The sequence below is a fragment of the Corallococcus interemptor genome (assembly GCF_003668875.1).
Classification (GTDB): Bacteria; Myxococcota; Myxococcia; order Myxococcales; family Myxococcaceae; genus Corallococcus; species Corallococcus interemptor.
Window position 1 is genome coordinate 1 of the sequence record NZ_RAWM01000048.1, and the last position, 26,204, is coordinate 26,204.

The 26,204-nt window shown below is 71.5% G+C and carries 24 protein-coding genes; 16 read left to right on the forward strand and 8 right to left on the reverse strand.

Annotated elements, in window-relative coordinates:
- The first annotated feature begins 37 nt into the window (after positions 1-37).
- Both D7X96_RS18935 and D7X96_RS18940 read left to right on the forward strand, forming a co-directional pair.
- On the forward strand, positions 38-1,033 hold the full coding sequence (locus tag D7X96_RS18935; protein ID WP_120552610.1) for a HEAT repeat domain-containing protein: 996 nt from the start codon (positions 38-40) through the stop codon (positions 1,031-1,033).
- Positions 1,030-1,938 carry an N-acetylmuramoyl-L-alanine amidase-like domain-containing protein gene (locus tag D7X96_RS18940; RefSeq protein ID WP_121770368.1) on the forward strand — a complete coding sequence of 303 codons (909 nt, stop codon included), beginning with the start codon at positions 1,030-1,032 and terminating at the stop codon, positions 1,936-1,938. Before D7X96_RS18935 ends, D7X96_RS18940 begins: the two co-directional genes overlap by 4 nt.
- Here the strand turns inward: D7X96_RS18940 and D7X96_RS18945 are convergent.
- Together D7X96_RS18945 and D7X96_RS18950 are read right to left on the reverse strand one after the other, a co-directional pair.
- Positions 1,935-2,396 (reverse strand): putative signal transducing protein, encoded by a 462-nt coding sequence (locus tag D7X96_RS18945; protein ID WP_120552607.1) that lies wholly within the window; start codon positions 2,394-2,396, stop codon positions 1,935-1,937. The two genes, D7X96_RS18940 and D7X96_RS18945, sit on opposite strands and share 4 nt — an antisense overlap.
- Positions 2,397-2,474: 78 nt before the next feature.
- Positions 2,475-2,837 (reverse strand): response regulator, encoded by a 363-nt coding sequence (locus D7X96_RS18950; protein ID WP_014395148.1) that lies wholly within the window; start codon positions 2,835-2,837, stop codon positions 2,475-2,477.
- 159 nt (positions 2,838-2,996) lie between these two features.
- Between D7X96_RS18950 and hpf the strand changes: the two genes are divergently transcribed.
- Together hpf and D7X96_RS18960 are read left to right on the forward strand one after the other, a co-directional pair.
- Positions 2,997-3,359: a ribosome hibernation-promoting factor, HPF/YfiA family gene (gene hpf / locus D7X96_RS18955; RefSeq protein WP_120552606.1), complete on the forward strand. Its 363-nt coding sequence runs from the start codon at positions 2,997-2,999 to the stop codon at positions 3,357-3,359.
- 155 nt (positions 3,360-3,514) lie between these two features.
- Entirely contained in the window at positions 3,515-5,602 is a 2,088-nt protein-coding gene (locus D7X96_RS18960; protein WP_121770369.1) for an MXAN_5187 family protein, read from the forward strand.
- A 78-nt stretch (positions 5,603-5,680) separates the two neighbouring features.
- Here D7X96_RS18960 and D7X96_RS18965 read toward each other — a convergent pair whose 3' ends face one another.
- The 5 genes from D7X96_RS18965 to D7X96_RS41500 form a co-directional block, all read right to left on the reverse strand.
- Positions 5,681-7,330 carry an ATP-binding protein gene (locus D7X96_RS18965; RefSeq protein WP_120552604.1) on the reverse strand — a complete coding sequence of 550 codons (1,650 nt, stop codon included), beginning with the start codon at positions 7,328-7,330 and terminating at the stop codon, positions 5,681-5,683.
- Between the two features lie 40 nt (positions 7,331-7,370).
- Positions 7,371-8,735: an ABC transporter substrate-binding protein gene (locus D7X96_RS18970; protein WP_244219645.1), complete on the reverse strand. Its 1,365-nt coding sequence runs from the start codon at positions 8,733-8,735 to the stop codon at positions 7,371-7,373.
- The gene (locus tag D7X96_RS18975; RefSeq protein ID WP_121770371.1) at positions 8,735-10,087 is read right to left on the reverse strand and encodes an FG-GAP repeat domain-containing protein; all 1,353 of its coding nucleotides are present in this window, start codon (positions 10,085-10,087) and stop codon (positions 8,735-8,737) included. The genes D7X96_RS18970 and D7X96_RS18975 overlap by 1 nt, the downstream gene beginning before the upstream one ends.
- Positions 10,084-12,702: a penicillin-binding protein 1A gene (locus D7X96_RS18980; RefSeq protein WP_244219646.1), complete on the reverse strand. Its 2,619-nt coding sequence runs from the start codon at positions 12,700-12,702 to the stop codon at positions 10,084-10,086. The genes D7X96_RS18975 and D7X96_RS18980 overlap by 4 nt, the downstream gene beginning before the upstream one ends.
- 128 nt (positions 12,703-12,830) lie before the next feature.
- Complete coding sequence (locus D7X96_RS41500; RefSeq protein ID WP_121770372.1) at positions 12,831-13,898, reverse strand: tetratricopeptide repeat protein; 1,068 nt, start codon at positions 13,896-13,898, stop codon at positions 12,831-12,833.
- Positions 13,899-14,106: 208 nt separating this feature from the next.
- On the opposite strand from D7X96_RS41500, the gene xth reads away from it, so the two are divergent.
- The 8 genes from xth to sitI6 (D7X96_RS19025) all read left to right on the forward strand — a co-directional run bounded on the left by xth (position 14,107) and on the right by sitI6 (D7X96_RS19025) (position 19,590).
- Positions 14,107-14,877, forward strand: coding sequence for an exodeoxyribonuclease III (gene xth, locus D7X96_RS18990; protein ID WP_121722371.1), 771 nt, complete (start codon positions 14,107-14,109; stop codon positions 14,875-14,877).
- A gap of 41 nt (positions 14,878-14,918) precedes the next feature.
- Entirely contained in the window at positions 14,919-15,572 is a 654-nt protein-coding gene (gene sitA6, locus D7X96_RS18995) for a SitA6 family polymorphic toxin lipoprotein (RefSeq protein ID WP_121722370.1), read from the forward strand.
- A gap of 16 nt (positions 15,573-15,588) precedes the next feature.
- The gene (gene sitI6, locus D7X96_RS19000; RefSeq protein ID WP_121770373.1) at positions 15,589-16,302 is read left to right on the forward strand and encodes a SitI6 family double-CXXCG motif immunity protein; all 714 of its coding nucleotides are present in this window, start codon (positions 15,589-15,591) and stop codon (positions 16,300-16,302) included.
- Between the two features lie 58 nt (positions 16,303-16,360).
- Positions 16,361-17,533, forward strand: a complete 1,173-nt coding sequence (locus tag D7X96_RS19005; RefSeq protein ID WP_121770374.1) for a threonine synthase — start codon at positions 16,361-16,363, stop codon at positions 17,531-17,533.
- Between the two features lie 113 nt (positions 17,534-17,646).
- Complete coding sequence (locus tag D7X96_RS19010; protein ID WP_120549600.1) at positions 17,647-17,910, forward strand: hypothetical protein; 264 nt, start codon at positions 17,647-17,649, stop codon at positions 17,908-17,910.
- 1 nt (position 17,911) lies between these two features.
- Positions 17,912-18,184 carry a hypothetical protein gene (locus D7X96_RS19015; protein ID WP_121722367.1) on the forward strand — a complete coding sequence of 91 codons (273 nt, stop codon included), beginning with the start codon at positions 17,912-17,914 and terminating at the stop codon, positions 18,182-18,184.
- Positions 18,185-18,207: 23 nt separating this feature from the next.
- Positions 18,208-18,864, forward strand: a complete 657-nt coding sequence (gene sitA6, locus D7X96_RS19020; RefSeq protein WP_121722366.1) for a SitA6 family polymorphic toxin lipoprotein — start codon at positions 18,208-18,210, stop codon at positions 18,862-18,864.
- A gap of 75 nt (positions 18,865-18,939) precedes the next feature.
- Complete coding sequence (sitI6, locus tag D7X96_RS19025) at positions 18,940-19,590, forward strand: SitI6 family double-CXXCG motif immunity protein (protein WP_233609590.1); 651 nt, start codon at positions 18,940-18,942, stop codon at positions 19,588-19,590.
- Here sitI6 (D7X96_RS19025) and D7X96_RS19030 read toward each other — a convergent pair.
- Entirely contained in the window at positions 19,568-21,970 is a 2,403-nt protein-coding gene (locus D7X96_RS19030) for a glycoside hydrolase family 31 protein (RefSeq protein ID WP_120549621.1), read from the reverse strand. The two genes, sitI6 (D7X96_RS19025) and D7X96_RS19030, sit on opposite strands and share 23 nt — an antisense overlap.
- A 74-nt stretch (positions 21,971-22,044) precedes the next feature.
- Between D7X96_RS19030 and D7X96_RS19035 the strand changes: the two genes are divergently transcribed.
- The 4 genes from D7X96_RS19035 to D7X96_RS19050 all read left to right on the forward strand — a co-directional run bounded on the left by D7X96_RS19035 (position 22,045) and on the right by D7X96_RS19050 (position 26,197).
- On the forward strand, positions 22,045-22,236 hold the full coding sequence (locus tag D7X96_RS19035; protein ID WP_121722374.1) for a hypothetical protein: 192 nt from the start codon (positions 22,045-22,047) through the stop codon (positions 22,234-22,236).
- 97 nt (positions 22,237-22,333) lie between these two features.
- On the forward strand, positions 22,334-22,795 hold the full coding sequence (locus D7X96_RS19040) for a DUF5872 domain-containing protein (protein WP_121770375.1): 462 nt from the start codon (positions 22,334-22,336) through the stop codon (positions 22,793-22,795).
- 103 nt (positions 22,796-22,898) lie between these two features.
- Positions 22,899-24,536, forward strand: a complete 1,638-nt coding sequence (locus D7X96_RS19045; RefSeq protein ID WP_120549605.1) for a GMC family oxidoreductase — start codon at positions 22,899-22,901, stop codon at positions 24,534-24,536.
- Between the two features lie 242 nt (positions 24,537-24,778).
- The gene (locus tag D7X96_RS19050) at positions 24,779-26,197 is read left to right on the forward strand and encodes a sensor histidine kinase (RefSeq protein WP_120549623.1); all 1,419 of its coding nucleotides are present in this window, start codon (positions 24,779-24,781) and stop codon (positions 26,195-26,197) included.
- The last annotated feature ends 7 nt before the right edge of the window (positions 26,198-26,204 follow it).

The window sequence follows — 26,204 nt, forward strand, 5'->3', positions numbered from 1 at the left end:
GGGGTGGACTTTGACGGCGGGGGCGGTGCTTGCCAGCATGGGTGCCCCTGTGCGTCCTCCGTCCGTCCGTGCCCTGCTCGTCGTCCTGCTGTTGCCCCTGACCGGCCTGGCCGGCCCCGGGTCCGCGTCCAAGAAGGCCCAGAGCCGCGCGGAGGCGGACACCGTCCTGGCCCAGGTGGCCAACGGCGCCCCGGTGCCCCCCGCCACGTCGCGCCTGCGCTTCCTGCGCGAGGAGGCCTACGCGGCGGAGGAGATTGGCCCCATCCTGCGCACCACGCACGAGGAGCGCACCCGCCGCAACCTGGTGGCGCTGCTGGCGTCGCTGGGCGCGCGCTCCGGTGAGCCCACGCTGGTGAAGATGACGACGGACGGCGACAGCGCCGTGCGCATGTACGCGGCGCAGGGGCTGGCCCGGCTGGGCAGCCGCAACACCGCCGCCGTGCTGCCGCTGCTCCAGGACAAGAGCAGCGGCGTGCGCCGCGAGGCGGCGCGGGCGCTGGGGGCCTCCCGGAACCCGAAGATGGGCAAGCCGCTGATGGCCGCCGTGAAGGACGAGCAGGACCTGGAGGTCCGCGCCGCGCTCCTGGAGGCCGTGGGCGCCAGCGGCGACGCGAAGCAGAAGGCCGCGCTCAAGACGTACCTGGACAGCGACTCGGAGAGCACGCGCTTCGCCGCGGCCCGGGGCCTGTGCCGGCTGGGCGCCCCGGAGGGCTTCGCCTTCGCGCAGAAGCTCCTGGGCAACAGCGACAAGTTCGTGCGCCGCCAGGGGCTGGTGCTCTTCGAGGGCGTGCCGGCGAAGAAGGCCAGCCCCCTGCTGACGCCGCTCCTGAAGGACGCGGACCGCACCCTGGCGGCCTCCGCCGCGCGCGTGCTGTACCAGGGCGGCGATGCCGCGTCGCTGGACTGGCTGGTGCTCGCGTCGTGGAACGCCAAAGGAGAAGAGAAGCTCGTCTACGAGAAGGAGCTGGAGACGCTCCAGCTGGCGGATGACCGGCGCAAGGCCATCCTGCGCAAGGCCGGGGTGGCGCCGTGAGCCTGTGGGGTGTGCTCGCGCTCTCGCTGCTGTCCCAGGTTCCTCAAGCTCCGGTGTCGCCTCCCGTGCGGGCGAACGGCTGGAGCGCCCTCACGCCCGAGCAGCGCGCGGCCCTCATCGCGGACAAGGCCGAGTCCCCGCTGGCGGAGCGCCTCTTGGGCATGAGTGAGAAGTTCCTCAACACGCCCTACGTCCTGTCGCCCCTGGGTGAAGGGCAGGGCGTGGACCCGGACCCCACCTTCCGCCTGGACGCGGTGGACTGCCTCACCTTCGTGGAGGAGACGCTGGCCCTGGGCCTGGCGCGCGGCGAGCCGGAGGTGCCGGCGCTGCTGGAGCGGATCCGCTACGCGAGCACGCCCACCTACGAGGACCGCAACCACCTGATGGAAGCGCAGTGGCTGCCCAACAACATCAAGAAGGGCCTGCTGGTGGACGTCACGCGCAAGTACGCGAAGGACGACACCGTCTCCGTCACCAAGACGCTCACCGCGCACACCTGGCAGTCGAAGTCGTCCATGGCGCTGCAGCTGCCCCGCGAGCGCCAGCCCGTGGGCACCTTCACGCTGAACATGATTCCGTTGGACAAGGTGCTGGAGCACGCGCACGGCGTGCCCTCCGGCACCATCCTCGTCGTGATGCGCGAGGACCTGCCGCTGAAGGCCACGCGCATCACCCACCTGGGCTTCGTGGTGCAGAAGAAGAAGCGCACGTTCCTGCGCCACGCGTCCAGGGGCGGCTACAACCGCGTGGTGGACGAGGACCTGGAGACGTTCCTCGCCCGCAACGCGCGCTATGACAAATGGCGCGTGACGGGCGTGAGCCTCTTCGAGGCCCGGCGTCCGCCCGCCACCGTCGCGTCCCAGCCCACGCCCGCCCGTGGCAGCGCGGACGTGGGGACGCCCTAAAGAGCTGGGGGGGCCGTGTCGACGGGCGCCTGGCGCGCGCGCTCGTCCTCGAGCTCCTCTTCCTCCGCCGCGCGGCCGGCCTCGTCCGCGTAGGCGCGCCCCTGGATCTTCTCCTCCTCCAGGAGCCGGGCGGCGCGGACCTGGTCGGTGTCCGGCACCAGCAGCTCCCACCAGGGCAGCAGGTTGCCCGTGGTCAGCTCGTCCACCACCCCCGAGCGGCCGGGCCGCACGATGAGCGGGATGCGGTGCTCCTCCAGCACGTCCGCGAAGATCTGGGCCGTCACGGGGTCGTCCGCGATGCCCGCCCTCACGAAGCGGCGTTGATCCAGCTCATGGGGCAGGGGCAGCCCCCGCTCGCGCATCTCCTCCGCGGAGACGAGCGGTGGGTGGTTGGGGCAATCCGTGCAGTCCACGACACTGTCCTGATACTCCGAGCCACACCGTGCGCAGTACCTCATGGGGCCCTCCTGGGCGATGGCTGGAAAGTTAGGAACGGCTCGCGCGGATGGCAGGCTTGAGCCCCGCGCGAATTTCCGTCAGTGCCGTGCCGCGTCCCCCAGCTCGCCCACCATGCGGCTGAGGCGCTCCACGTCGATGGGCTTGCGCAACACGGCATCGCAGTAGTCCGCGCCCTCCACCTGCGCATAGCCGGAGACCAGGACGACGCGGGCCCTGGGCTCGCGCTCCTTCACCTGCTGCGCCAACTCCGTGCCGTTCATTCCAGGCAGGGATTCGTCCGTCACGACGACGTCGGGGTGGGTGGCCTCGAACGCCTTGAGGCCCGCCACACCGTCCGACGCGGTGGTGACCTCGAAGTCGTCCTCCAGGAGCTCCGCCAGGAGCTCGCGGCTGTCCCCGTCGTCCTCCACCAGCAGCACCTTGATTCGCTCGCCATCCATGCGACTAGAGCAACCCGGTGCTCCGGGGGATTCGTCCACCGCGTCCCGGGCGCGGTGACGTCCGGCCGGCTGCTTCGGGGGAGGGCAGGCGGGAGGGCTTGCGACAGCCCCTCACGGGCGGGCGGGGGACTGCCCATGTTTGTGCCCGGAGGTGAATCCATGAAGGTGCAGCTGCGGGGAGTGCATCTGGGGCTGACGGACAACCTGAAGCAGTACGTCGACACGCATCTGGTGGCGCATATCGAACGGTTCGCCGAGGACGAGGCGTCGGAGATCGAGATCGCGCTCGTGGATATCAACGGGCCCAAGGGAGGCGTGGACAAGGAGTGCCGGGTGACGGTGCGCATGCCGGGCCTGGAGTCCATTCACGTGACGGAGACGTCGGAGACGCTGTTCCAGGCCATCGACGCAACGCGTGACCGGCTGGAGAAGGCCATCAAGCGCGCGGTGGAGCGCCGGCGTCAGGGCATGGGGAACAGCGGCATGCCGTTCGACCTCAACGCGGACGCGACGAACTACTAGCGGGCAGTCACAGCGGGCGTGACAGACCGAAGGGCCCGGGAATCCCGGATGCCAGCCAGGCATCCGGCCCCCGGGTTCCTTCGGGCCAGTTCCTTGCTGGGGTCGAACGGTGGACGCTATAAGCGGACCCCTCACCCCTGGGCTAAAGGACGGCGATGGTCCGCCTCAAGTTCCTGCTGTTCGCACTCCTGGTCCTCGGACTGGGCCTGGCTCACCTCCCGATGCTGTCGGCGCCCCTGGGTGCGCGCGCGGTGGAAGGTGCCGCGTTCCAGGCCGCGTCGGGCACCGGCGAGGTCGCGCGTCGCGTGGAGGCACGCCGCGCGGAAGTGCAATCCCTGGCGCTGAAGCTGGCCGGCAGCCCCCAGATGGCCGCCGCCGTGCGCGCTCTGAACCCCGCGCCCGCGCCCAAGTCTCCGCGCGACCGCTACGGCTCGAAGGACGCGGAGGAGACGTCCGGGCCGCTGCCGCTCACCGCGGAGCGCTTCGGCGCGCTGCGCGCCGCCGCCCAGGCCGGGCTGCCCCAGGAGCTCCAGGGCGCGGTGGTGGCGGTAGTGGCCGGCGACGCGGCGTTCCATGCGCGTGCGGGCGCCGAGCCCTCTTCCGACACCGCGGCGCTGGACGTCGCGGCGCTCGCCAAGGCGGGCACGTCCGTGGTGGACGCCTTCGGGGCGGCGCACGTGTTCGCGTCCGTGCCGCTCGCGTGGAGCGGTGAGGGGACCCCTGCTCCGGCGGTGACGCTGGTGGTGGGCGCGCCCCTGGCCGCGGACGCCGCGCTGCAGGGCGCGCTGGATGCGTCCGGCGCGGCCGCGGTGGGGCTGGTGCAGGGCGACAAGCTGGTGGGCGGCGTGGGCGCGGAGAAGGCGCGGCTGGAGGGCTCGCTGCCCCGGCTGACGGTGGGGACGAAGGACGCGGTGCTGGAGTCCGGTTCGCTCCAGGCGCTGGGCCCCGTGCAGCTGCCCGCCTTCACGAAGGGCGACGCGATGGGCGGCCAGGCGCCGCTGTTCGTGGGTTCGCGCCAGGCGCTGACGGGCACGCCGTATGAGGTCGTGGTCCTGGCGGGCACGGCGGCGACGCTGGCTCCGCTGGCCGCGTACCAGCACACCGCGCTGCTCGCGCTCGCGGGCCTGTTGGTGCTGAGCCTGGTGTGGACGGCGCTGATGGGCGGGAGCAAGAAGGCCTCCGACGAGGAGACCGTGTCGGGCGGCTCGGACACGCTGGGCTGGGGCGCGGCGATGGCCGCGCAGCAGGCGCCCGCCGCGCAGCCGGTGGCCCAGACCTCGCCTCCGGCTCCCGTCGCCGTGACGCCCGTGCCCGCGCCCGCGGTGGCGGATCCGTTCGCGCCGGCCGCGCACGCGGAGCCGCTGTCCAATCCGTTCGGGTCGGCGGCCCACGTGGAGCCGGTGTCCAACCCGTTCGGCTCGGCGGCTCCTCCGCCCGCGGATCCGTTCTCCGGCGCGGACGCGTTCCCGTTCCCGGGCACTCCGGCTCCGGCCGCGGATCCGTTCGCGATGCCGCCGCCGGCCGCGGATCCGTTCGCGATGCCGCCGCCCCAGGCCGCCGCGCCCTCTCCGTTCGGAGCGCCCCCGGCGGCGGATCCGTTCGCGGGCGCGGACGCGTTCCCGTTCCCGTCTCCGCCCGCGGCCTATCCTCCGCCGGCCGCGGAGCCGTTCAGCCCGCCTCCGGCGTACGCGCAGGGCGGCGCGATGCCCTTCGAGCAGCCGGTTCCCGCGGCGGAGCCCCTGGCCCCGGCGGCGCCGCGCCACGGCGCGTTCGCCTTCGAGGATCAGCCCACGGCGGCGTACTCGCTGCAGCAGGCGGCCAACCCGTTCGCGCTGGCGGCGGCGCAGTCCTCGGAGCCGGAGTCCCCGGAGACGACGCGCGTGGCGGCGATTCCGCGCGAGCTGCTCCAGGCCAGCACCCGGCCCACGTCGGAGGCCATCCCGATGCCGGCCCCGCGCTCCAACGGTCCGCAGGCGATTCCGCTGCCCATGCCGGGCGTCAACAGCGCGGCGGCCGCGGCCCTGTCCGAGGAGCAGCACTTCCAGGACGTCTTCCGCGAGTTCGTCACCACGCGCGAGCGCTGCGGTGAACAGGCGGACGGCCTGACGTACGACAAGTTCGTGCAGAAGCTGCGCAAGAACAAGGAGCAGCTCGTCACGAAGTACGCGTGCAAGACGGTGCGCTTCCAGGTCTACGTGAAGGAGGGCAAGGCCGCCCTCAAGGCGACGCCCGTCAAGGACTGACGGACCGCGTCGCGCCGTGCGGTGCCCGAAGGCCCGGGACCTCTTCCACGAGGTGCCGGGCCTTCCTGCTCGCGGGGCTCAGCTCGCGCGGGGGAGCACGACGCTGAAGCGGGCGCCCTGGCCGGGCTCTCCGCCGACCTCCAGGCGGCCTCCGTGCTCCTGGAGGATGCGCGCGGCGATGGCGAGCCCCAGGCCGGTGCCGCCGTCCTTGGTGGTGAAGTAGGGCTCGAAGATGCGGGCGCGGTGCTCCAGGGGGATGCCGGGGCCCTCGTCCTCCACCTCGACGATGGCGTCCGCGTCGGTGCCCTTCACGCGCACGCGCAGCGCGCCGCCCTTGCCCGTCATGGCTTCTTCCGCGTTCTTCACCAGGTTGACGAGCACCTGGGTGAGCTGATCTCTGTCCGCTCGGGCCACCACGCCCGTCTGGAGCGCGGGCACCAGCTGGATGCCTTCGGGCGGCGCGGCGTAGAGCGACAGGACGCTCTGGGTGAGCTCGCTCAGGTCCACGGGGGCGAGCTGGGGCTTGGGCAGGCGCGCGAAGCGGCTGAACTCGTCCACGATGCGCCGCAGCCGCTCCACCTCCTCCAGCACCACGCCCGCGCTCTCCTTGAAGAGGGTGGGGAAGCTGGGGTGGCGCGCCTCGTGGGCGGCCATCAGCGTCTCCAGGGACATGCGGATGGGGGTGAGGGGGTTCTTGATTTCGTGCGCCAGCCGCCGGGCGACCTCCTGCCACGCGGCGATGCGCTCGGTGGCCATCAGCCGCTCGGTGGTGTTCTTCAGCTCGGACGTCATGTGGTTGAACGTCCGGACCAGTTCGCCCACCTCGCCGGTGGCGCGGGCTGTCACCTGGACGTCCAGCGCGCCCTCCGCCACGCGGCGGGCGCCGGAGGTGAGGGCCTCCACGGGCCGCGTCATCCAGCGGGACACCAGCAGGCCCAGGAGCGCCGCGAAGCCCAGGCCCAGGCCCGCGAGCAGGAGGAACGCGCGCATGACGCCCTCTTCGGCCTCGCGGGCGGCGGCGCGGCTGAAGGTGAGGCGCACGGAGGCCACGTTGCCCAGGGGCAGCACCTGCTCCACGGTGGGCGGGGCCGCGCTGCCCGCGTGCGCCACCTGGGTGTCGCCGGACAGGAGCGTCACGTCGGATTGGGTGAGGCGGGCCAGGTGCTGGGCCAGGCCGTCATCCAGCACCACGCCGCCCACGGCCCACAGGCGCACGTCGCCGTAGTCCACGGGGCGCGCGGTGACGAGCGCGGGAACCTGGCGCAGGCCCGCGTCGCCCCGGACGTCCACGCGCACGGGCACGGGCTTGGAGGACTTCTCCTTCGTCACGGCGAAGAGGGCGCGGTCCGGGTCTCCACGGCGCGCGGGCAGGTGGCCGGAGGACAGCACGGTGCCGTTGCGGTCGAAGAGGGTGAGCACGGTGAGGCCGCGGCTCTTCATCAGGCCCTCGGCGGTGTTGGCCTGGATGACGCGCAAGGGGGCGGTGCGCGCGTCGCGCACGAGGTCCTCCATGGCGGGGCTTTCAACCAGCTCCTCGACGGCGCGGCGCGCGTTGGCGCCGGAGCGCTCCAGGGACTCCTGCGCGGAAGCCGTGGCGGCCGTCATGCGCGCGTCGAGCTCGCGCGACAGCGTGTCGCGCAGGCGCGTCAGCGTCAGGGGAACGACGATGGCCAGCGGCACCAGCGCGAGCAGGGCGAAGGCGAGCGCGAGCCGGGTCCTCAGGCGCATGCGGGCCGTTCCTTCCCGGAGGCTGCCGGGTGGGTGGGGCTCATGGCCGGCCTCCTCCGCCCGAGGCCTCGACGGGAGCGAGCCACGCGCCTTCGAGCACGGGCAGGCCCTGGGCATCGAGTGCGAGGCTCGTCACTTCCGGTGCCGCCCGGATGGCGAGCCCCTGGGCGTACAGCGGGATGAGGGGCACGGAGGGGGCGAGCACCAGGGCGCGTTCGCGGCTTCGGGCATCCCGGGCTCCCGCGTCCGTGAGGGCGCCGATGGGCGGCAGCTCCACGCCGAGCAGGTCCCTGCGTCCTCCTGCTTCCAGCACCACCGCGAGCGCGGGGCCGGGGATGGGGGGCAGGAGGAACGCGCTGAGCATCAGCTCGAAGTCGCCCTTGGCCTGACGGCTTCGCAGCGCGGCGCGCGACTGGGGCTCCAGCGCGACGGTGTAGCCCTGGTCGTGCAGCTTGACCTGGATGCGCTCGGCGACGGCGCGTTGATCCGCCAGCGCGGCGTCATAGGCGAGCGTCACCTTGCGGGATGCGCCTCCTTGAGGAGCGCCGGGCCTGGGCCTGGAGCCTGGAGGCATCAGCGCGGGCGGCAGCAGGTTCGCCATGGGCACGGCGGGGCCCTTCACGAACAGGCGCGTGAGGTCCTCGCGGTCGATGGCGCTCTCCACGGCCTGGCGGAAGTCCGCGGGCACCTTCCGGGGCGAGTACGCCAGATAGGTCGCGTACAGCGCGGCGCCCGTGAGGGTGTCGTTGTCGGGCGGCGTGCCCAGCGCCACCTGCACCTGCCGCGAGGACCACAGCCGTGCGAGGCCGCGCTCATCCGTGGCGGTGAGCGCCAGCCGGTCCAGGTAGGGACGGCCTTCGGGCCAGCCGGCCTGGGCCTCCAGCACGCCCCGGCCCGCGGCGCTGAACGGACCCGCCGCGGGCGACGGCGGCGTCGCGAGGGCCGGGTGGCACAGCGAGCGTTCCAGGTCGGGCCATGGGAAGGCCAGGGCCAGGTCCAGCGAGGAGCCGGACGCTGTCACCTGGCGGCCCTCTCCGCGCAGCGGATACAGCAGCGCGCGGTAGGGAGACGGCGCCTCCGTGGAGGACAGCCGGGTCCACGCACGGGCCACGGCGGTCGCGCTGGCGGCGGAGGGCATCGCGATGCGCAGGGCCTGCGGCACGGGGCGCGACATCTCGCGCGCCAGCGTCGGGTTCACCTGTCCACCGGAGTCCACGCGGCACACGGGCCGCGTCAGCAGGCCCAGCAGCGCGGCCTCCATCGGCGTGTCCGCGAGCGAGGGCTCACCGATTTCAGGCGGCCCCGCATGAGCCACCCGCAGCTCGCCGCCGTAGCGCGGACGGCTGGCGGCCAGTGCCGGCGCGGAAGAGAGAAGCACGAGGCCCACGAGGGCGGAGCGGATCATCACGGTGCACCCTGGCGCAGGAGGAACAGCTCGCTCGTGCCGTCCGGCTTCCATGAACCCACGACGACTTCGCGGCGCTTGTCGCCATCCAGGTCCGCCGTCACCACGTACAGCGCGCGGCCCGGCGGGAGCGCTCCCTGCCACAGCGGCTCGTGCGCCATTGGCGCGTCGGAGCTCAACGACAGCACCCGCAGCGCGTCCGGTGCCGGCTGGAACTGCGGTGACGTGGTGAGCAGCTCCGGGACCCCGTCTCCATCCAGGTCTCCCAGCGCGCTGCCCGCGCCCAGCCCGGCCAGCTTCGCCGGCGCCGACGCGGGACGGGCGTAGAGCGACGCCGTGCCGTCCGCGTGCACGAACAGCATGCGCTGCGCCGCGAAGCTCGCCGTGCCAAAGGGCGAGGACACCGTGACGGCGCGCCCGTCCGCCAGCCGGACCTCGGGCCCGAACAGCGTCTGCCCCGGCAGGAACGCCCCTCGCTCCCCCGTCCCCAGCGGCGCGGCGTCCAGCGTCCCCGTCGCGCGCAGCGTCCCCTTCGCCTTGTCCAGCACCATCACCTCGCCGCGCGCGTACCGCGTGCTCCAGGCCGCCAGCCTCGGCGGCCCCGTCAGCACCGCCAGCGCTCCGAAGGCTTCCCGCGTCGTCGCCGCGGCCGGCGTCCCCTCCAGCTCCCGCCGCGCGAGCACCCGCCCGTCCGCGCCGAACACCACCACCTCGTGCTCGGTGAGCGCGGCCACCTCATCCCGGCCATCGCCGTCCAGGTCCCCCGCCGCCAGCGCGCCCAGCGGCGTCTCCAGCCTCGCGAACACCGCGCCCAGCAGGCGCACCGGCCGCCGCTGTTGCGGACCCGGGCCCTGCGCCGTCGAGGCCGGCATCCCCACCGACGCCAGCGCCAGCACCGTGGCGTCCGCCTCCACGCCCTCGGCCACGGCGGCGGCGGGCTTCGGCGGACGCGTGGGCGTGCGGCCGGACCAGAAGTTCACCCACGTGCCCAGCACGTCGCCTCGGGCCGTCAGCTCTCCGCCCTCCACGTCCAGCGTGAGCCTCGCCAGCGAGCGGGCCCCCTGTTCGCGGGCGGCGGCCTCGGCGCGCTCCGGCGCGACGTCCAGCACCACCGGCGCCAGGTTCATCGCCGACAGCCGCGCGGCCAGCAGCGTCCCGAAGGCCCGGCGCAACTCCGCCGAGCTTCCGGTCAGGACGATGGCCACGGGCGCTTCAGCGGGCGCGCCGCGAATGGCATCCGCCACGGCGAGGGCCAGCCGGGCGGAGGCGGGAGGCGCGCCGTCGTCCTGGTCCGCACGGGCGGGCAGGGCGAACGCGAGCACCAGGAGCAGCGGCAGGAGCGAGCGACTCACAGCCCCCTTTTGCCACCTTCCTCCAGGAAGTAGTTGTCCGGCGTCACCTGTCCGGGCGGCGGCGCCTCGGCGGTGGGCTGGGTGCCCTCCAGGTAGGGCTCCATCCGCCCCGGAACGGCGTTGCCCGCGAGCAGCCCCGTGGCCGGGTCGATGCGCACCTGGGTGACGCCCGGGGGAACCTCGAAGTCGCGCGCGGGCAGGCCTTCTTCCGCCACGCGCATGAAGTTGAGCCAGATGGGCAGCGCGGCCCGGCCGCCCGTCTCGCTGCTGCCCAGCGGCGAGTTGTCATCGAAGCCCACCCACGCGCTGGCCACCCAGTCCATCGTGAAGCCGTTGAACCACGTGTCCTTGGACTCGTTGGTGGTGCCCGTCTTGCCCGCGGCGGGCCGGTTCAGCTGCAGCACCGCGCGCGCCGAGCCGTCCTCCACCACGCTGCGCATCAGCGACGTGGTGAGGTACGCCACCGCCGGAGGCAGCGTCTCCTCGAACGCCGGCTGGTGCTCCTCCAGCACCGTGCCCTTCGCGTCGCGCACGCGCAGGAGCGTCAGCGGCTCCGCGTAGCGGCCGTTGGCCTGGAGCGTGGCGTATGCGTTCACGGCCTCCAGCATCGTCACCTCGCCGGTGCCCAGCGCCAGCGTGAGGTTCTCCGGCATCGCGGAGCGGATGCCCGCGCGGCGCGCGAAGTCGATGGCGGTCGCGGGGGTGATCGCTTCAATCAGGCGCACGGACACCGTGTTCTTCGACTTGCTCAGCGCCGTGCGCAGCGTCATGGGGCCCTCGAAGCGCCCGTCGAAGTTCTTGGGCCGCCACGTCTTGCCCGTGTACGGGTCGCGGATGGACTCCGGCGCGTCGTTCACCATGGAGAGCGGGGTGAAGCGGCCGCTGGCCAGCGCCGCGCCGTAGATGAACGGCTTGAACGACGAACCCGGCTGCCGCTTCGCCTGCGTGGCGCGGTTGAACGACGAGCGCTCCGCGTCATAGCCGCCCACCATGGCCACCACGTTGCGGTTGGCCGGGTTGATGACCACGAGCCCGCCCTGCACCACGGGCACCTGATCCAACGTGGCCTCCACGAAGGCCGGCGCCGGAGGGGCCTTGAGCACGCGCACGAACACCAGCTCCCCGGGGGTGAACACGTCCGAGATGTCCTTGGGCGCGCTCTTCTTCTTCTGCCGCGCCCAGCTGACGGACGCGAAGGACACCTCCGCGGTGCGCCCCACCAGGTCCACGCGCGCCACGTTGCGCTTGACGTCCACCTCCATCACGTAGCCCGTGAGGCGCAGGCCTTCCTCCATGGGCTTGAGGAGGACCTGGCCCACGCGCTCACGCTCCGGCGACCGGGCCTCCTCTTCCTCTGAATCCGTGTCCGCGGCCAGGGCGGCGGGCTGCTGCTCCTCGGCGCCCTCCACCTCCTGCGTGGTGGGCGTCTTGGCCGCCGGAGCCGGCGCGGCCACAGGCTGCGCGAGCGGCGCCAGGTCCGCGACGTAGCCCTGGTCCTTCTGGCGGCGGCCGGCCTCGTCGATGCGCTGGACGATGAGCTCGCGGTAGCGCTTCCACTGCGCCTCCTCCAGCTTGCCCTGCGCGCCCCGGTAGCCCTGGCGCCGGTCCAGGGCCTCCAGGCCGTCGCGCACGGCCTGCTCGGCGGTGGCCTGGAGCTTGGGGACCAGCGCGATGTCCACGCGCAGGCCGCCCTCCATGACCGTCTTCTCGCCGTAGCGCTCAATCAGCGTGCGGCGGATCTCCTCCGCGTAGTACGCGCCCGCGCTGACCGGCTTGCGCGGCGCGAGCACGATGGGCTTCTCCTTCTCCGCCTCCACCACCGGGCGCGGCACGAAGCCCTGGCCCGCCATCTGCTCCAGCACGTAGCGCTGGCGCGCCTTGGCGCGGGTGATGTTCGCCACCGGGTTGATGCGGTGGGGCGACTGCACGGTGCCCGCGAGCACGGCGGCCTCGCCCACGGACAGGTCCTTCGCGTGCTTGCCGAAGTAGAAGAGCGCGGCCTCCTCCAGCCCGTAGCGGCGCTGCCCGAAGTACACGCCGTTGATGTAGAGGCTGAGGATCTGATCCTTCGTGAGCGCCTGCTCCAGGCGCGGGGTGAGGATCCACTCGCGGATCTTGCGGCCCAGGCTGCGCTCGGGCGTCAGCAGCATGTTCTTCACCACCTGCTGCGTGAGCGTGGACGCGCCGGACTTGCGGCTGCCGGGGATGAGGTTCTTCACGCCCGCGCGCAGGATGCCGAAGGGGTCCAGGCCCTCGTGCTTGTAGAAGTCCGCGTCCTCGGCGGCGAGGAACGCGTTGCGCACGTGCGGCGGCAGGTCTTCAATCCGGATGAGCGTGCGGCGCTCCAGCGCGTACTCGGCGCAGAGCGAGCCGTCCGCGCACGTCACCTTCGTCACCTGCGGCGGCTGGTAGTTGCGCAGCGACTCCACGGAGGGCAGGTCGCGGCTGAAGTAGACGTACGTGCCCACGCACACGCCGATGACGAGCACCAGCCCCACGACGCCCAGCACGAGCAGCCGCTTCGTCCAGCGCCACAGCGCGGCGCCGAAGCCGCCTTTTTTGGGCGGCGGGGCTCCGGTCGGGGCCTGGGGAATGGGCTCAGGGGAAGGAGGCATCGGTCGGGCCGGAGTCATGACGCTCGTGAAGGCGGGGTGAAGGACTGGAGGTTAGACCGGGGGGCGGGCGGGGTGAACCCGTCCGGGCCATCCCCCCGGAAAGCGGCGGTGTTTCCTGGCCGCCCGCCCTACGGCGCGACGGGCGGCAGCGGCTCCGGGAGGAGCGGACCCGCCGGGTCGGCCCGGGCCACGCGGCCCACCCGCTCCGCGTTGACGCGGGCCTGCACGTAGCGGGGGGACAGCCGGGTGGCGGCGGCGTAGGCGGCGCGGGCCTCCTCCAGCCGGCCCAGGCGCTCGCAGGCGACGCCCAGGTTGTTCTGCACGTAGGCCACGTGCGGCAGGAGGCTGGCGGCCTGGGTGAGGACCTCCACGGCGCGCGCGTTGTCGTTGGCGCGCAGGTAGGCGAAGCCCAGGTTGTTGAGCGCGTGGCCGTGCTCGGGGTCCAGGTGCACCGCCTGCTGGAAGCGCAGGATGGCGGAGGCCAGCTCATTGGCGCCCAGGTGCGCGCGGCCGAGCACCTGGTACACCTCCGGGTCCTCCGGGTCGCGCAGGAGCGCCTCCTCGCCCACGTGGACGGCTTCCGCGAAGCGGCCCTCCGACACCAGGAGCCGCGCCTGCTGCACCAGCGCCCCCGCGTCGTGGGGCTCCGCCTGGCCCAGCCGGGCGTACGCGTCGATGGCCAGCTTCGTGTCCCCGGACAGCCGGGCCGTGCGCGCCAGCTGCGCCAGGGCCTCCGTGGCGCCCGGGTCGTCGTGCAGCGCGCGGCGCAGCTCCGTCACGGCGCCGGACAGGTCGCCCAGCTCGCGCAGCCCCAGGGCGCGGGCCACGTGGTCCACCCGGCGGGCGTGCGTGTGCGGCAGCGCCAGGGCGTCACCGGGCGCAGGGGCCTCGGCGGCGGCCGGGGCTTCGGCGGCGGCCTCGTCCACGAGGCGCGGGGCGGCCATCAGCGAGGGCTCGTGGCTCGCGGACTCCAGCGGCAGGGTGGGAGCGGCGGCGACAGGGGCCTGGGCCGCGCGGGTCTCCACGGCGTGGACGAGCCAGGGCTTGAGCAGGCGGGGCAGGGGGACGTCCTCCCACGCGGCGAGCCCCAGGGCGGCGAGCGCGGCGGGGATGAGGGCCTTGCGAAGCGCGGGCGGCACGGTGAAGCGCCGGAAGGAGGCGGGGCGACGGGACCGGGTGCGCGTCTTCGGGTTCATGGCAATCCCCTCGGGGCTGCTCAAGGACAGCGGCGGGCGCCTGGAGCGGCGGCCCGGGGCCGGTGCTTTTTCCGGCCCGGGACCTCCTATTGCGACCGGTGTGCCAACGGTTTTCCCCTCTGGGGGGCGGCGGGTGTGTCCCTGGGGCCACAGGCGGCGGGGGAAAAGCGTGGCAGGGGCGTGGGCCGCGTGCGACGGTCCGCGCCGCATGCGAATCGCGACCTGGAACGTGAACTCGGTGAGGGCCCGGCAGCAGCGGTTGATCAACTGGCTGAAGGGCAACCAGCCGGACGTGCTGTGCCTGCAGGAGCTCAAGTGCACCGACGCGGACTTCCCCTTCGACGCGGTGAAGGAGGCGGGCTACTTCGCCGCGGTGCACGGGCAGAAGACGTACAACGGCGTGGCCATCCTGGCGAAGACGGAGCCCACGGACGTGGTGCGCGGCCTGTCGGACGGGGTGGATGACACGCACGCGCGCTTCATCTCCGCGACGGTGAACGGCATCCGCGTGGTGAGCGCGTACGCGCCCAACGGGCAGCAGGTGGACTCGCCCGCGTACGTCTACAAGCTGGAGTGGTACCGGCGGCTGCGCAACTACCTGGACACGCGCCACAAGCCGGACGACCTGGTGGTGATGGGCGGGGACTGGAACATCGCGCCGGAGCCCATCGACGTGTACGACGTGGCGCAGTGGGAGGGGCAGACGCTCTTCACGTTGAAGGAGCGTGACGCGCTCCAGCAGGTGTGCGCGTTCGGGCTCACGGATGCGTTCCGCAAGCTGCACCCGGACGTGCAGAAGTTCTCCTGGTGGGACTACCGGATGCTGATGTTCCCCAAGAACAAGGGCGTGCGGATCGACCACCTGTTCCTCACGGCGCCGCTGTTGCCCCGGCTCACGGCATGTGACGTGGATCGCGAAGAGCGCAAGGGACAGCAGCCGTCGGACCACGCGCCGGTGTGGCTGGAGTTGAAGGACTGAGTAGAGTCGCAAGGCATGTCCGTCCTCCGAAGCGAACTGGGATGAAGACCTCCGCGTGGGTCTTGTTCCTGTTTCTTGCAGGGTGCGCTACGGCGCCAGTGCCCGCGCTGGAGCCGTGGAGCAGCGCGGAGCACATCGATGGGGAAGAGCCCTGCGAGAGCGCTGACCGGTGCGTGACGCTGGTCTGCGCCGACGACCTGTGCGGCATGTATCGCTGCGAGGACGCGGGCGCCTTGCTGGCTCGCGGTGGAATCCGCCCTCCGGTGGCGTCGGCTGCGCCCGGTTCCGGGCCTCGGCGCCACTGGGGCAGTGCCCAGCCGCTTCCGGGCGACCGGGAGGCCATCTTCGTCATCCGTTGGTACAACCACCCCGCGCCAACGCCGACCGACGGGCGGAAGCCCTCAGGTTCGGGATGGGTTCGACATCATCTCTACCCACAGGAAGCCCGCCTCGCGACGTTCTTCAAGCGTCGAGCGAACATCAACGTGCATGACTTCACGATGGTCATTCCCCGCGCGGAGCACGTGCGGCTGCATGGCGTCGGAGGACGGGGCGGCCCCTGGAATCAGGCGTGGCGCGACTTCGCTGAGACACACCGGAACGCATCCCCGAAGGAAATCCAGGACCAGCTGGCCCGGATGATCGTCGACTTCAACATCATGGGACCCATCGTTCCCTATTATTTCATGCGTTGAGTTCCAGGAGGACTGCATGAAGTTCTTCAGGCTTCGCCCCGCGGAAGGCCCCCTCTTCACCGGCTTCCTGGACGGTGTTCATCAGTGGGGGCTTCCTGGTGGGCTCTGCCCGGTATGCGAGGCCAGCCCCGGAGGCCTGGGCGAGGCCTATCCCTCCATGGACCTTTCGGGTTGGGCTCATCGGCGGGAACTCGCGGAAGCAAGGCAGGTACCCCTGGAGGAATATGAGCGCCTGCGTGAGCTGCTGAGACCTCACGCTCCGCCTGGCGCTCTCCTCCTGCCTGATTCGGAGTTCGGCATCCTCCGGGCAAAAGCCTCGGGTCGATGGGGTGCATTGCATCTGCCGTACGCATGGCTGCTGGTGATGCAACGCGAGGCACTTGTGCGGGTGCGCGCAGCAGGGTTCGACCTCCTCGCGAGCGGCATGGACCTGCGCTTTCGAGGCAAGGCTCCGCCAGTGGAGTTGGTGGAAATCGAACTGCATCCTCGAGGCCGCCTGCATGACAGCTGCTTTCCTGGCGGACGTGAGCGCCCCTGCGAACGGTGTGGACGTCAGGGGGACCGTTTGCCGGATGCACCCGCGCTGGATGGGAGCACCCTGCCCACCGACATGGACTTGTTCCGCCTCAGTGACTTCACCACCGTCATCATCGCCAACGAGCGGTTCGTGGACGCCGTGACTCGGCTCGAACTGGATGGCGTCGTGTTCAAGGAATTGCCGGTCCTCTGAACGAAGGCTCCTCCCTCCGGTGTGGCTGGAGTTGAAGGACTGAGTAGAGTCGCAAGGCATGTCCGTCCTCCGACTTGAATGCACGAAGTGCGACCAGACGTTCGCGCCGGGCAAGGTGTGGAACCTGTGCACGGCGTGTCAGGCGCCGTTGTTCGCGCGCTATGACCTGGAGCGCGCGGCGAAGACGCTGCGCAAGGAAGCGCTGCCCGGACGCGAGCGCTCCATGTGGCGCTACCACGAGGTGCTGCCGGTGGATGACCCGGCGCAGCGCCTGTCGTTGGGTGAAGGCTTCACGCCGCTGCTGCCCACACCCCGGCTGGGCTCGCGGCTGGGGTTGAAGCAGGTCCTGGTGAAGGACGAGAGCGGAAACCCGACGGGCTCGTTCAAGGCGCGGGGCCTGTCCGCCGCGGTGTCCATGGCGAAGGTGCTGGGCGCGAAGGCGGTGTGTCTGCCTTCAGCGGGGAACGCGGGCAGCGCGCTGGCGGCGTACGCGGCGCGAGGCGGGCTGGAGGCACACGTCTTCGTGCCGAAGGACATCGCGTCGTTGTTCCTGATGGAGACGCGGGCCTACGGCGCGCACGTGGAGACGGTGGAGGGGCTCATCTCCGACGCGGGCCGCGTGTGCGCGTTGCTGGCGAAGGAGCACGGCTGGTACGAGTGCGCCACGCTGAAGGAGCCCTACCGCGTCGAGGGCAAGAAGACGATGGGCTACGAGCTGGCGGAGCAGCTCGGGTGGACGCTGCCGGACGTCATCCTCTATCCGACGGGTGGAGGCACGGGGCTCATCGGGATGTGGAAGGCCTTCGAGGAGATGGAGGCGATGGGGCTGATTGGCTCGAAGCGGCCCCGGATGGTGGCGGTGCAGGCGGAGGGCTGCGCGCCCATCGTGAAGGCGCACGCGGAGGGCAAGCCGGACGCGCCCATGTGGCCGGGCGCGACGACGCACGCGCACGGCCTGCGGGTGCCCAAGGCGTTGGGGGACTTCCTCATCCTGCGCGCGGTGAAGGACAGCCATGGCACGGCGGTGCCGGTGACAGAGGAGGAGATCGTCCAGGGCACGAAGGAGGCGGCCTCGGCGGAAGGGCTGTTCATGGCGCCGGAGGGCGGCGCGTGCGTGGCGGCGCTCAAGAAGCTCCAGGCCTCCGGGGACGTGAAGCCGGAGGAGACCGTGGTCGTGTTCAACACGGGCACGGGCTTCAAGTACGTGGAGAACATGGCGCCGCTGTGGTGAGCGCGACCGCCGGCTGACCGGGACTCAAGACTGAGGCCCCCAGCACCGGGGTGCCGCGTTGTGCCGGCCGAAGTCGGAATGGCTTGCTTGTATCCGTGAAGGTGGCCCGTACGATGGGTGACATGCACTTCATCCAGATTGAGATGAGCAACGAGCGGCTGGCCAATGACGTCAAGTTCTCCGTGTTGGACAACAAGGTGGCCCGGACGGTGACCATCGTGAGCAGCACCCGGAGCTACCTCATCGAAGGCCAGGTCCGTGACCAGAAGGCCTTCGTGGTGACCTTCCAGACGGAGAAGCTGGAGGAGATCAAGACGATGATGCAGGAGCCGACGATGAAGGCCGCTTCGATGTCCGCCTGGGAAATGGCGGCCTGAGATGAGCGACTCCCTGGGACCGCCGCCGCGCCCGCCTGGAATGCCGCCTCCGCCCGACGCCGCGGAGGCCGAGCCGGTGGGGTCGGCGCACATGAAGCCAGACGGCACGCTGGAGCTCCGGATGTCCGCGCGAGGCCCTGGGGCCATCGCGGGCGAGGCGCTGTTCATCCTCAAGCCGGATCATCCCCGCTACGCTGGCGTCTTGGAGCACCTGGGCCCCATCGAGCCCGGAGGCTACGCGCGGGTGATGCCGTTTCCCCCGGGCGTGTTCTGACGGGGGGGATACGGAGGCTCGCGATGCGGGCGAGCGCTTTCGTATGGGCCGTGCTGCTGATGGCCTTCCTCGGGGGCTGCGCATCCGCGCCCCTGCCGGCGCTGGAGGACTGGAGCGCTGCGGAGGACGACGCCTGCGAGGGGCACGACAGGTGCGTGGCGCGGGTCTGCGCGGATGACCTCTGCGGGCTCTATCACTGCGAGGACACCGGTGTGTTGCTGGCGCGGGGAGGCATCCGGCCTCCCGTGTCGGCAGCGGCACCCGGTGCGGGTCCCCGGCGCAACTGGGGCAGTGCCCAGCCGCTTCCGGGTGACCGCGACGCCATCTTCGTCATCCGCTGGTACAACCATCCCGCGCCTGCTCCGCCACCCGATGGCAGGAAGCCTTCAGGTTCTGGATGGGTTCGGCACCATCTGTATCCGCAGGCTGCGGACCTCGCGCAGTTCTTCTGGCGGCAGGGAAAGATCAACGTGCATGACTTCACAATGGTCATTCCCCGCGCGGAGCACGTACGCCTGCATGGCGTCGGAGGACGAGGGGGGCCCTGGAATCAGGCGTGGCGCGACTTCGCTCGCAAGAACATCGATGCGACTCCGAAGGAGATCCAGGATCAGCTGGCTCGGATGATCGTTGACTTCAACATCATGGGTCCCATTGTTCCCTACCATCAGCTTCGCTAGTCGCCGGGAGTGACCGTGAGGTTCTTTGAAGTGACTGCAGCGGAGGGCTCGCGCTTCACTGGCTTCATCAATGGAGTGCATCGCTGGGGATTGCCGGGAGGCCTGTGTCCTGTGTGTCAGGCCAGTCCTGGTGGGCTGGGGGAGGCCTATCCCTCCGTGGATCTCTCTGGCTGGGCCCACCGGGCGGACCTTGTGGAAGCGAGGCAGGAACCACTCGAGGAGTACGAGCGCCTGCGTGAGTTGGTCCGACTCCAGGTGCCCTTCGAAGCGCCATTGCGCCCTGGGGCCGAATTCGGTCCTCTTACTGGGAAGGCTTCCGGGAAGTGGAGCGCGCTCGATCTCCCGAGCCCCTGGACCCTGGTGATGCGGACCGAAACCGTGGACCTGCTGCGTGAGGCAGGCATCGCGCTTCGCGCGAGCAAGATGGACCTGAGGTTCAGGGGCAAGACCGAGGTGGATCTGCGGGAAATCGAGCTCCACTGCCGGGGCCGGCTCCATGACAGCTGCTTTCCGGGCGGGCGGGAACGCCCCTGTGAACGGTGCGGACGTCAGGGCGGCAGCTATCCAGACGCGCCCGTCCTCGACGGGAGCACCCTGACCGGTGACCTGGACCTGTTCCGGCTCCGTGACTACACGACCATCATCATCGCCACGGAGCGCTTCGTGGACGCCGTGAACCGTTTCGGATTCGAAGGCGTCGTGTTCAAGGAACTCCCGGTCCTCTGACCTCCAGCCGCGTCCAGCCCGCCGCGACCTGGAGCTCCAGCACACCGTTCTCGAATCGGTGCGCACGTGCGCCCGTGACCTGGCTCACGGACTTCAATCCATACACCCGCACGGTCTCCTCCGTGCGGACCCGCGCGAGCGTCCCCGTCTCACTCCGCTCCAATCGCAGCACTCCGTCCGTCACGCCACCGCGCAGCGCCGTGAGCCGTGACTCGCCGTAGCCGTCTCCCGCGTCCTCGTAGAGCCGGCCGTGCACCTCCGGCCCCGCGTGCACGTGCCACTCCAGGTGCTTCCAGTTCGCGTCCGTGGTGTGCATCGCGGGTCGAGTCAGCGCCACCACTCCGCCCGCGCGCAGCCACACCGGCACCGTGTCCAGCGGCCCGTCCGCGATGACGTGCCGCCCGCCTTCGCGCACCTCCCCCGTCCGCTCCAGCCCCGGCCACTCCAGCCACGTGCCCGCCGGCAGGTACGCCAGCCGCTTCGTCTGTCCGGGCCGCACCACCGGCGCCACCAGCAGGTCCCTCCCGAACAGGAATTGATCAAACGCGCCCACCGCCTCCGCGTCCCCGGGCGCCTCCATCAACAGCGGCCGCAGCGGCGCGAGCCCCGTCTCCGAGGCCTCGTGCATCAGCGTGTACAGCGTGGGCAACAGCCGGTACCGCCGCTCCAGCGCCGCGCGCGCCAGCGTCAGGTACGGCTCGCCGAACCGCCACGGCTCCTGCGGCGACGTTCCCTTGCCCGCGTGGTTGCGCATCAGCGGATAGAACGTGCCCGTCTGCATCCAGCGCACCAGCAGCTCGCCGTTCGCCCGTCCGATGAAGCCCGGGATGTCCACGCCGGTGTGCGCCACCGCGGCCAGGCCCAATCCCATCAACATGGGCAGCGACGTCTCCAGCTGCGTCCAGTGACTGGAGTTGTCCCCCGTCCACACCGCAGAGTAGCGCTGGATGCCCGCGAACCCCGCTCGCGTCAGCAGGAACGGGCGGGCCTCCGGACGCAGCTCGCGCAGGCCCTCGAACGCGCCCTTCGCCATGCCCAGCGCGTAGACGTTGTGCACCTCCAGGTGCCGCTTGTCCCCGTGGCGCGCGTCGTACGGCAGCGTCTTGCCCTCCACCTTGCCCATGCCCTCCGCGCGCTCGCTCGTCAGCGTGAGGATGCCCACGTCCGGCTGCACCGCGAAGCAGGACGGCTCGTTCATGTCGTTCCAGAAGCCCGCCATGCCCATCGTCACGAAGTCGCGGTGCAGGCCGCCCCACCAGCGCTGCACCTCCGGCCGCGTCAGGTCCGGGAACACCGCGGGCCGGGGCCAGACCTCGCCCACCAGCACGCCGCCCCGGTCGTAGCGCACCAGGTACTCGCGCGCCTTCGCGTCCTCGTACACGCTCCAGCCCGCCTCCAGCTTCAGGGCCGGGTCGATGATGGGCACCAGCCGCACGCCCTGCGCCGCCGCCTCACGCGCCAGGCCCGCGGGGTCCGGGTAGCGCGCGTTGTCCCAGGTCCAGACCTTGTACCCATCCATGTAATCGATATCGAGGTACACGCAGTCCAGCGGCAGGTCGCGGCGCCGGTAGCCCTCGATGACGCCCCGGATGTCCTGGGCGTTCTCGTAGCCCCAGCGGCTCTGCTGCGCGCCCAGGCTCCACAGCGGGGGCAGGGGAGGCCGCCCCGTCAGCGCCGCGTACTTGCGCACCACGTCCGCCGGCCCCGGCCCCGCGAACAGGTAGCAGTCCAGCTCCGGGCCCCACGACTCCCACGCCAGCCGCGACGCGTCCGCCAGCGCGACGTCCACCTCCGAGCGCCAGGACTCGTCCAGGAAGAACCCCCACGCAATGCCCTCGCGCAGGCCCACGAAGAACGGGATGGACTGGTAGAGCGGATCCGTGTCCGGGTGGTGCGGCACCACGTCCGTGTTCCAGAACGTGAAGTGCATGCCGCGCTTGTCCAGCGGCCCCACCTTCTCCCCGAACCCCAGGTAGCGCTCGCCGTCGGGCGCCCGCAGCGTCAGCCGCGCGCGGTGCCGGCTCATCGGATACTCGGCCTGCACGTCACCGGACACGTCCACGCAGCGCGCCAGCTCCCGGCCCCGAGCGTCCATGAAGCGCCACGTCCCCGGCTCCGCGTCCACCTCCAGGGAGGCGCCCTCCGCCGTCACCCGCACGCGCTCCCCGTCGCGCTCCACCTTCAGCGCGTGGCCTCCTTCCGCGACCACGGCCCAGGAGCGCTTGTCGGGAAGCACGGGATGGAGAAAGCCGATCTCCGACGACACCGGCGCGTGCCGCACCCGCAGCACCCCGGGCAGCGGACACGACACCTCCAGGACGGCGTGCCGGCCGGACAGGCGCAGCCGGTGGGATTCGACGTGGGCATCCGTGACGTGCATGCCTCGCAATCTAGGGAGCGCGCCCGGCCCGCACCCGCCTTTCCTTCCGGACCCGTGCGATGCTGGGCACCGCCATGCCGCCGCTTCCTGATCCGCTGCCGTTCCCGGACAGCCTCTGCCACCGCTGCGCCGCTCCGCCCCGCTACGTCCAGACGAAGACGTCCACCTTCATCATGTGTCCGCTCCTGCCCCAGAAGTACGCGCCCCAGCCCGTGCGCGCGTGCTCCCTGTTCCGTCCGTTGGAGCCCGGCACCGCGCCCGCTTGAGGCCTCCCGCGCGGCTCCGAGGGTGGGCAGGCAGCGGGGCTCACGAAGCCATCCCCCGCCCGGCATCCGTACCTTTGTCACACGCAAAGGAGCCTGGATGGCCACCCGACGGAAGACCCATGCATCCGCCACGCCCGCGAAGCGCGCCGCCAGCGCCAGCGGCCGGTATACGGACCCCGCCCTGCGCGAGCGCCTCAAGAAGCGCATCATGAAGAGTGACAAGGGAGGCCGCGCCGGACAGTGGAGCGCGCGCAAGGCCCAGCTCCTCGCCAGCGAATACAAGAAGGCCGGGGGCGGCTACCGGGGCTCGCGCGGCACCGCGCAGAAACACCTGTCCTCCTGGACGAAGGAGGAGTGGAGCACCCAGGACGGCGGCACCCGCGCCCGCCATGGCCGCACCACCGCGCGCTACCTGCCCAAGGAGGCCTGGGCCCACCTGAGCCCGGCGCAGAAGCGGGCCACCGAGCGGCGCAAGCGCACGGGCTCCCGGTCCGGCCGGCAGTCCGTCGCCAACACGCCCGCCGCACGCCGGGCGAGGAAGCAGGCCTCGAAGCGCTAGCCCGCGTCCCCTGGCCGTCCGTTCCCAGGGCGTGCGACAGGTCCCGCACGGAAGGCCCGCGCTCGTGGCATAGAGTGCGGGCCTGGGAGACGGAGAGGACGTCATGGACTGCGACTGGCTCATCATCGGCTCGGGGTTTGGCGGCAGCGTCAGCGCGTTGCGGCTCGTCGAGAAGGGCTATCGCGTGGTGATGCTGGAGAAGGGCCGGCGCCTCCAGGGCCAGGACTTCCCCAAGTCCAACTGGAACCTGAAGCGCTGGCTGTGGATGCCCCAGCTCGGGTGGCGCGGCCTCTTCAAGATGACCTTCTTCCGCCACGTCACCGTGCTGTCCGGCGTGGGCGTGGGCGGCGGCTCGCTCGTCTACGCCAACACGCTGCCCGTCCCCCGCGACGACTTCTTCGACGCCACCTCCTGGGGCCACCTGGCGTCGTGGAAGCAGGAGCTGGCGCCGCACTACGCGACCGCGCGCCGCATGCTGGGCGCCACCGTCAACCCGCTCAACACCTACCCGGACCAGGTGCTGCGCGAAGTGGGGCAGGAGCTGGGCCGCCCGGACTTCCAGCCCTCCACCGTGGCCGTCTACTTCGGCGAGCCCGGCGTCACCGTGAAGGACCCGTACTTCAACGGCGAGGGCCCGGACCGCACCGGCTGCAACGCGTGCGGCGGCTGCATGCTGGGCTGCCGCAACAACGCCAAGAACACGCTCGACAAGAACTACCTCTACTTCGCGGAGAAGAAGGGCCTCACCCTCCACGCGGACACGGAGGTGACGTGGGTGCGCCCCCTGCCGCGAGGTGACGGCTACGAGGTGACGGCGAAAGAGGGCACCGGATTCTTCCGCAAGACGCGCCGCTTCACCGCGAAGCACGTCGTCTTCGCGGGCGGCGTGCTGGGCACCATGGACCTGCTGCTCAAGCTCAAGGGCGCGAAGGACGGCCTGCCCAACCTCTCCGAGCGCGTGGGCGACGGCGTGCGCACCAACTCCGAGGCGCTCATCGGCATCGTCAGCGGCAAGAAGCAGAAGGACCGCGACCTGTCCCGGGGCATCGCCATCGGGTCCATCCTCCACACCGACGAGCACTCGCACCTGGAGCCCGTGCGCTACCCGGAGGGCTCCGGCTTCTTCCGGCTGCTCATGGCCCCCCACGTCCCCGGCGCCACCGCGTGGAGCCGCGTGGCGCGGCTGTTGGGACTGCTCGCGCGCAGGCCCGTGCGCTTCCTCCAGGCGTTCTTCGTCCCGGACTTCGCGCGCCGCACGATGATCCTCCTCTACATGCGCACCATGGAGGGCCACCTGCGCATGCGCCGCGGCCGCGCGCTCACCACCGGCTTCCGCTCCGGCCTCACCACCGGCCTGCAGGAGGGCCCCGCGCCCACCGCGAACATGCCGGAGGCCTTCGACCTGGCGAAGCGCGTGTCCGACAAGCTGGATGGCTACCCCATGACCATGGTCAGCGAGACGCTCATGGGCATCCCCACCACCGCGCACATCCTGGGCGGCGCCTGCATGGGGGACTCGCCAGGGACAGGCGCCATCGACGCGCGCCACCGCTTGTATGGCTATGAAGGGCTGTATGTCGTGGACGGCGCGGCCATCTCCGCCAACCCGGGCGTCAATCCCTCGCTCACCATCGCCGCGCTCGCCGAGCGCGCCATGACCTTCATCCCCGCCGCCCGCGAGCTGCCCCGGGGCGACACCGACGCCACGCTCGAAGCACCCCCGCGCGCGGCGTGTATGTGAACACCCCCTGTCCCCCCTTGAGACCCGGGGCGGGCACCCTTGGCCAGACGTGAGCGATTGCACGGGATGGAGACGTCCGGGGGGAGGTCTCACCGCCAGCCCGCGAGCCGCAGTGTTCAAGCTCAAGCATTCCTCGTGCCCCCGGGCAGCATGGCTGGCTGGATGACTTCCATGTAGTTCAAGTTTTACGAGGTTGCTTGCTTCCGCCTCCATTCCGGCCGGGTGAAGAGATGACTTCGTTCATGTCAGCCTTTTCCATTCACGCACCGGCGAAGGTCTCCGCTGGCCTGGAGCGCAGGGCGGCGGCGCTGCTGGCCTTGCAGCTGCGCGACTCGCGCAAGCGGGTGGATGGGCTGTTCACCTGGCTGATGCTGGGGCAGTGGGCGGCGGCGGTGCTGGTGGCGGTGTTCGTGTCCAGGGGGCACTCGCCGCACCTGCGGACGGCGGTGCTGCTGGGGGCGGCGCTGAGCGTGTTCCCGGTGATGCTCACGCGGCTGTACCCGGGGGAGGCGGCGACGCGGCACGGGGTGGCGGTGAGCCAGATGCTCTGGTCCGCGCTGCTCATCCACCTGACGGGGGGCCGCATCGAGACGCACTTCCACATCTTCGGTTCGCTGGCGGTGCTGTCGTTCTACCGCGACCCGAAGGTGCTGCTCACCGCGAGCCTGGCCATCGGGGTGGACCACTTCCTGCGCGGCGCGCTGTGGCCGGAGTCCGTCTACGGCCAGCTGCATCCGGAGTGGTGGCGCTTGCTGGAGCACGCGTTCTGGGTGGCCGCCATCGACGTGGTGCTCCTCATCGCCTGCCGGGACGCGCTGCGCGACCTGCGGGAGCGGGCGGCGCACCAGGCCCTGATGGAGGCCACCATCGAGGAGGAGCTGGCGGTGCGCGCGGGGCAGCTGGACGCGGCCGTGCGCGAGGTGCACGCCTTCCGGGACCACGCGGAGCGGATGGAGTCGCTCGCGTCGCTGGGGCAGCTCACCGCCAGCGTGAGCCATGAGCTGCGAAACCCGCTGGCGGCCGCGCGCACCGCGCACGCGTTCATCCTGCGCCGGCTGCGCAAGGTGGAGGCCTTCCCGGCGGATCCGCGCATCGCGCGCTTCCTGGACATCATCGACCGGGAGCTGCGGGCGTGCTCGGTCATCATCTCCGACCTGCTGGACTACGCGAAGGGCCGGCCTCCGCGCCGCGTGCCCTGTCCGCTGCGGCCGCTGGTGGAGGAGGCCATCAGCGTGGTGCCCCGCCGCGAGGGCGTGCGCGTGAACAACCAGGTGGCGGACGGGCTGCCGGTGCCGCACCTGGACCGCGAACAGTTCCGCCAGGTGCTCATCAACCTCATCCAGAACGCGGTGGAGTCCATTCCCCCGGAGCGCTCCGGCACGGTCTGCGTGCACGCCGACGCGCGAGGCGACGGCGGCTGGAGCCTGCGCGTGACGGACGACGGGCCGGGCATCCCCGCGCCGCTCCTGGAGCGCATCTTCGAGCCCATGTTCACCACCAAGCTGCGCGGCACCGGGCTGGGGCTCGCCATCGTGAAGCGCCTGGTGCAGGGACACGGCGCGCGCATCCAGGCGGAGAGCGACTTCGGGCATGGCTCGCGCTTCACCGTGCTCTTCCCGGACGCGTGCGCCCAGACGGCTACGGCCTTGGCGCATTCCTGAAGACGAC

Bases quoted from the DNA above. Each gene is read 5' to 3' on its own strand.
- D7X96_RS18935 (WP_120552610.1), top strand. From the start codon at position 38: ATGGGTGCCCCTGTGCGTCCTCCGTCCGTCCGTGCCCTGCTCGTCGTC.
- D7X96_RS18945 (WP_120552607.1), bottom strand. From the start codon at position 2,396: ATGAGGTACTGCGCACGGTGTGGCTCGGAGTATCAGGACAGTGTCGTG.
- D7X96_RS18950 (WP_014395148.1), bottom strand. From the start codon at position 2,837: ATGGATGGCGAGCGAATCAAGGTGCTGCTGGTGGAGGACGACGGGGAC.
- hpf (WP_120552606.1), top strand. From the start codon at position 2,997: ATGAAGGTGCAGCTGCGGGGAGTGCATCTGGGGCTGACGGACAACCTG.
- D7X96_RS18960 (WP_121770369.1), top strand. From the start codon at position 3,515: ATGGTCCGCCTCAAGTTCCTGCTGTTCGCACTCCTGGTCCTCGGACTG.
- D7X96_RS18965 (WP_120552604.1), bottom strand. From the start codon at position 7,330: ATGCGCCTGAGGACCCGGCTCGCGCTCGCCTTCGCCCTGCTCGCGCTG.
- D7X96_RS18970 (WP_244219645.1), bottom strand. From the start codon at position 8,735: ATGATCCGCTCCGCCCTCGTGGGCCTCGTGCTTCTCTCTTCCGCGCCG.
- D7X96_RS18980 (WP_244219646.1), bottom strand. From the start codon at position 12,702: ATGCCTCCTTCCCCTGAGCCCATTCCCCAGGCCCCGACCGGAGCCCCG.
- D7X96_RS41500 (WP_121770372.1), bottom strand. From the start codon at position 13,898: ATGAACCCGAAGACGCGCACCCGGTCCCGTCGCCCCGCCTCCTTCCGG.
- xth (WP_121722371.1), top strand. From the start codon at position 14,107: ATGCGAATCGCGACCTGGAACGTGAACTCGGTGAGGGCCCGGCAGCAG.
- sitA6 (WP_121722370.1), top strand. From the start codon at position 14,919: ATGAAGACCTCCGCGTGGGTCTTGTTCCTGTTTCTTGCAGGGTGCGCT.
- sitI6 (WP_121770373.1), top strand. From the start codon at position 15,589: ATGAAGTTCTTCAGGCTTCGCCCCGCGGAAGGCCCCCTCTTCACCGGC.
- D7X96_RS19005 (WP_121770374.1), top strand. From the start codon at position 16,361: ATGTCCGTCCTCCGACTTGAATGCACGAAGTGCGACCAGACGTTCGCG.
- D7X96_RS19010 (WP_120549600.1), top strand. From the start codon at position 17,647: ATGGGTGACATGCACTTCATCCAGATTGAGATGAGCAACGAGCGGCTG.
- D7X96_RS19015 (WP_121722367.1), top strand. From the start codon at position 17,912: ATGAGCGACTCCCTGGGACCGCCGCCGCGCCCGCCTGGAATGCCGCCT.
- sitA6 (WP_121722366.1), top strand. From the start codon at position 18,208: ATGCGGGCGAGCGCTTTCGTATGGGCCGTGCTGCTGATGGCCTTCCTC.
- D7X96_RS19030 (WP_120549621.1), bottom strand. From the start codon at position 21,970: ATGCACGTCACGGATGCCCACGTCGAATCCCACCGGCTGCGCCTGTCC.
- D7X96_RS19035 (WP_121722374.1), top strand. From the start codon at position 22,045: ATGCCGCCGCTTCCTGATCCGCTGCCGTTCCCGGACAGCCTCTGCCAC.
- D7X96_RS19040 (WP_121770375.1), top strand. From the start codon at position 22,334: ATGGCCACCCGACGGAAGACCCATGCATCCGCCACGCCCGCGAAGCGC.
- D7X96_RS19045 (WP_120549605.1), top strand. From the start codon at position 22,899: ATGGACTGCGACTGGCTCATCATCGGCTCGGGGTTTGGCGGCAGCGTC.
- D7X96_RS19050 (WP_120549623.1), top strand. From the start codon at position 24,779: ATGTCAGCCTTTTCCATTCACGCACCGGCGAAGGTCTCCGCTGGCCTG.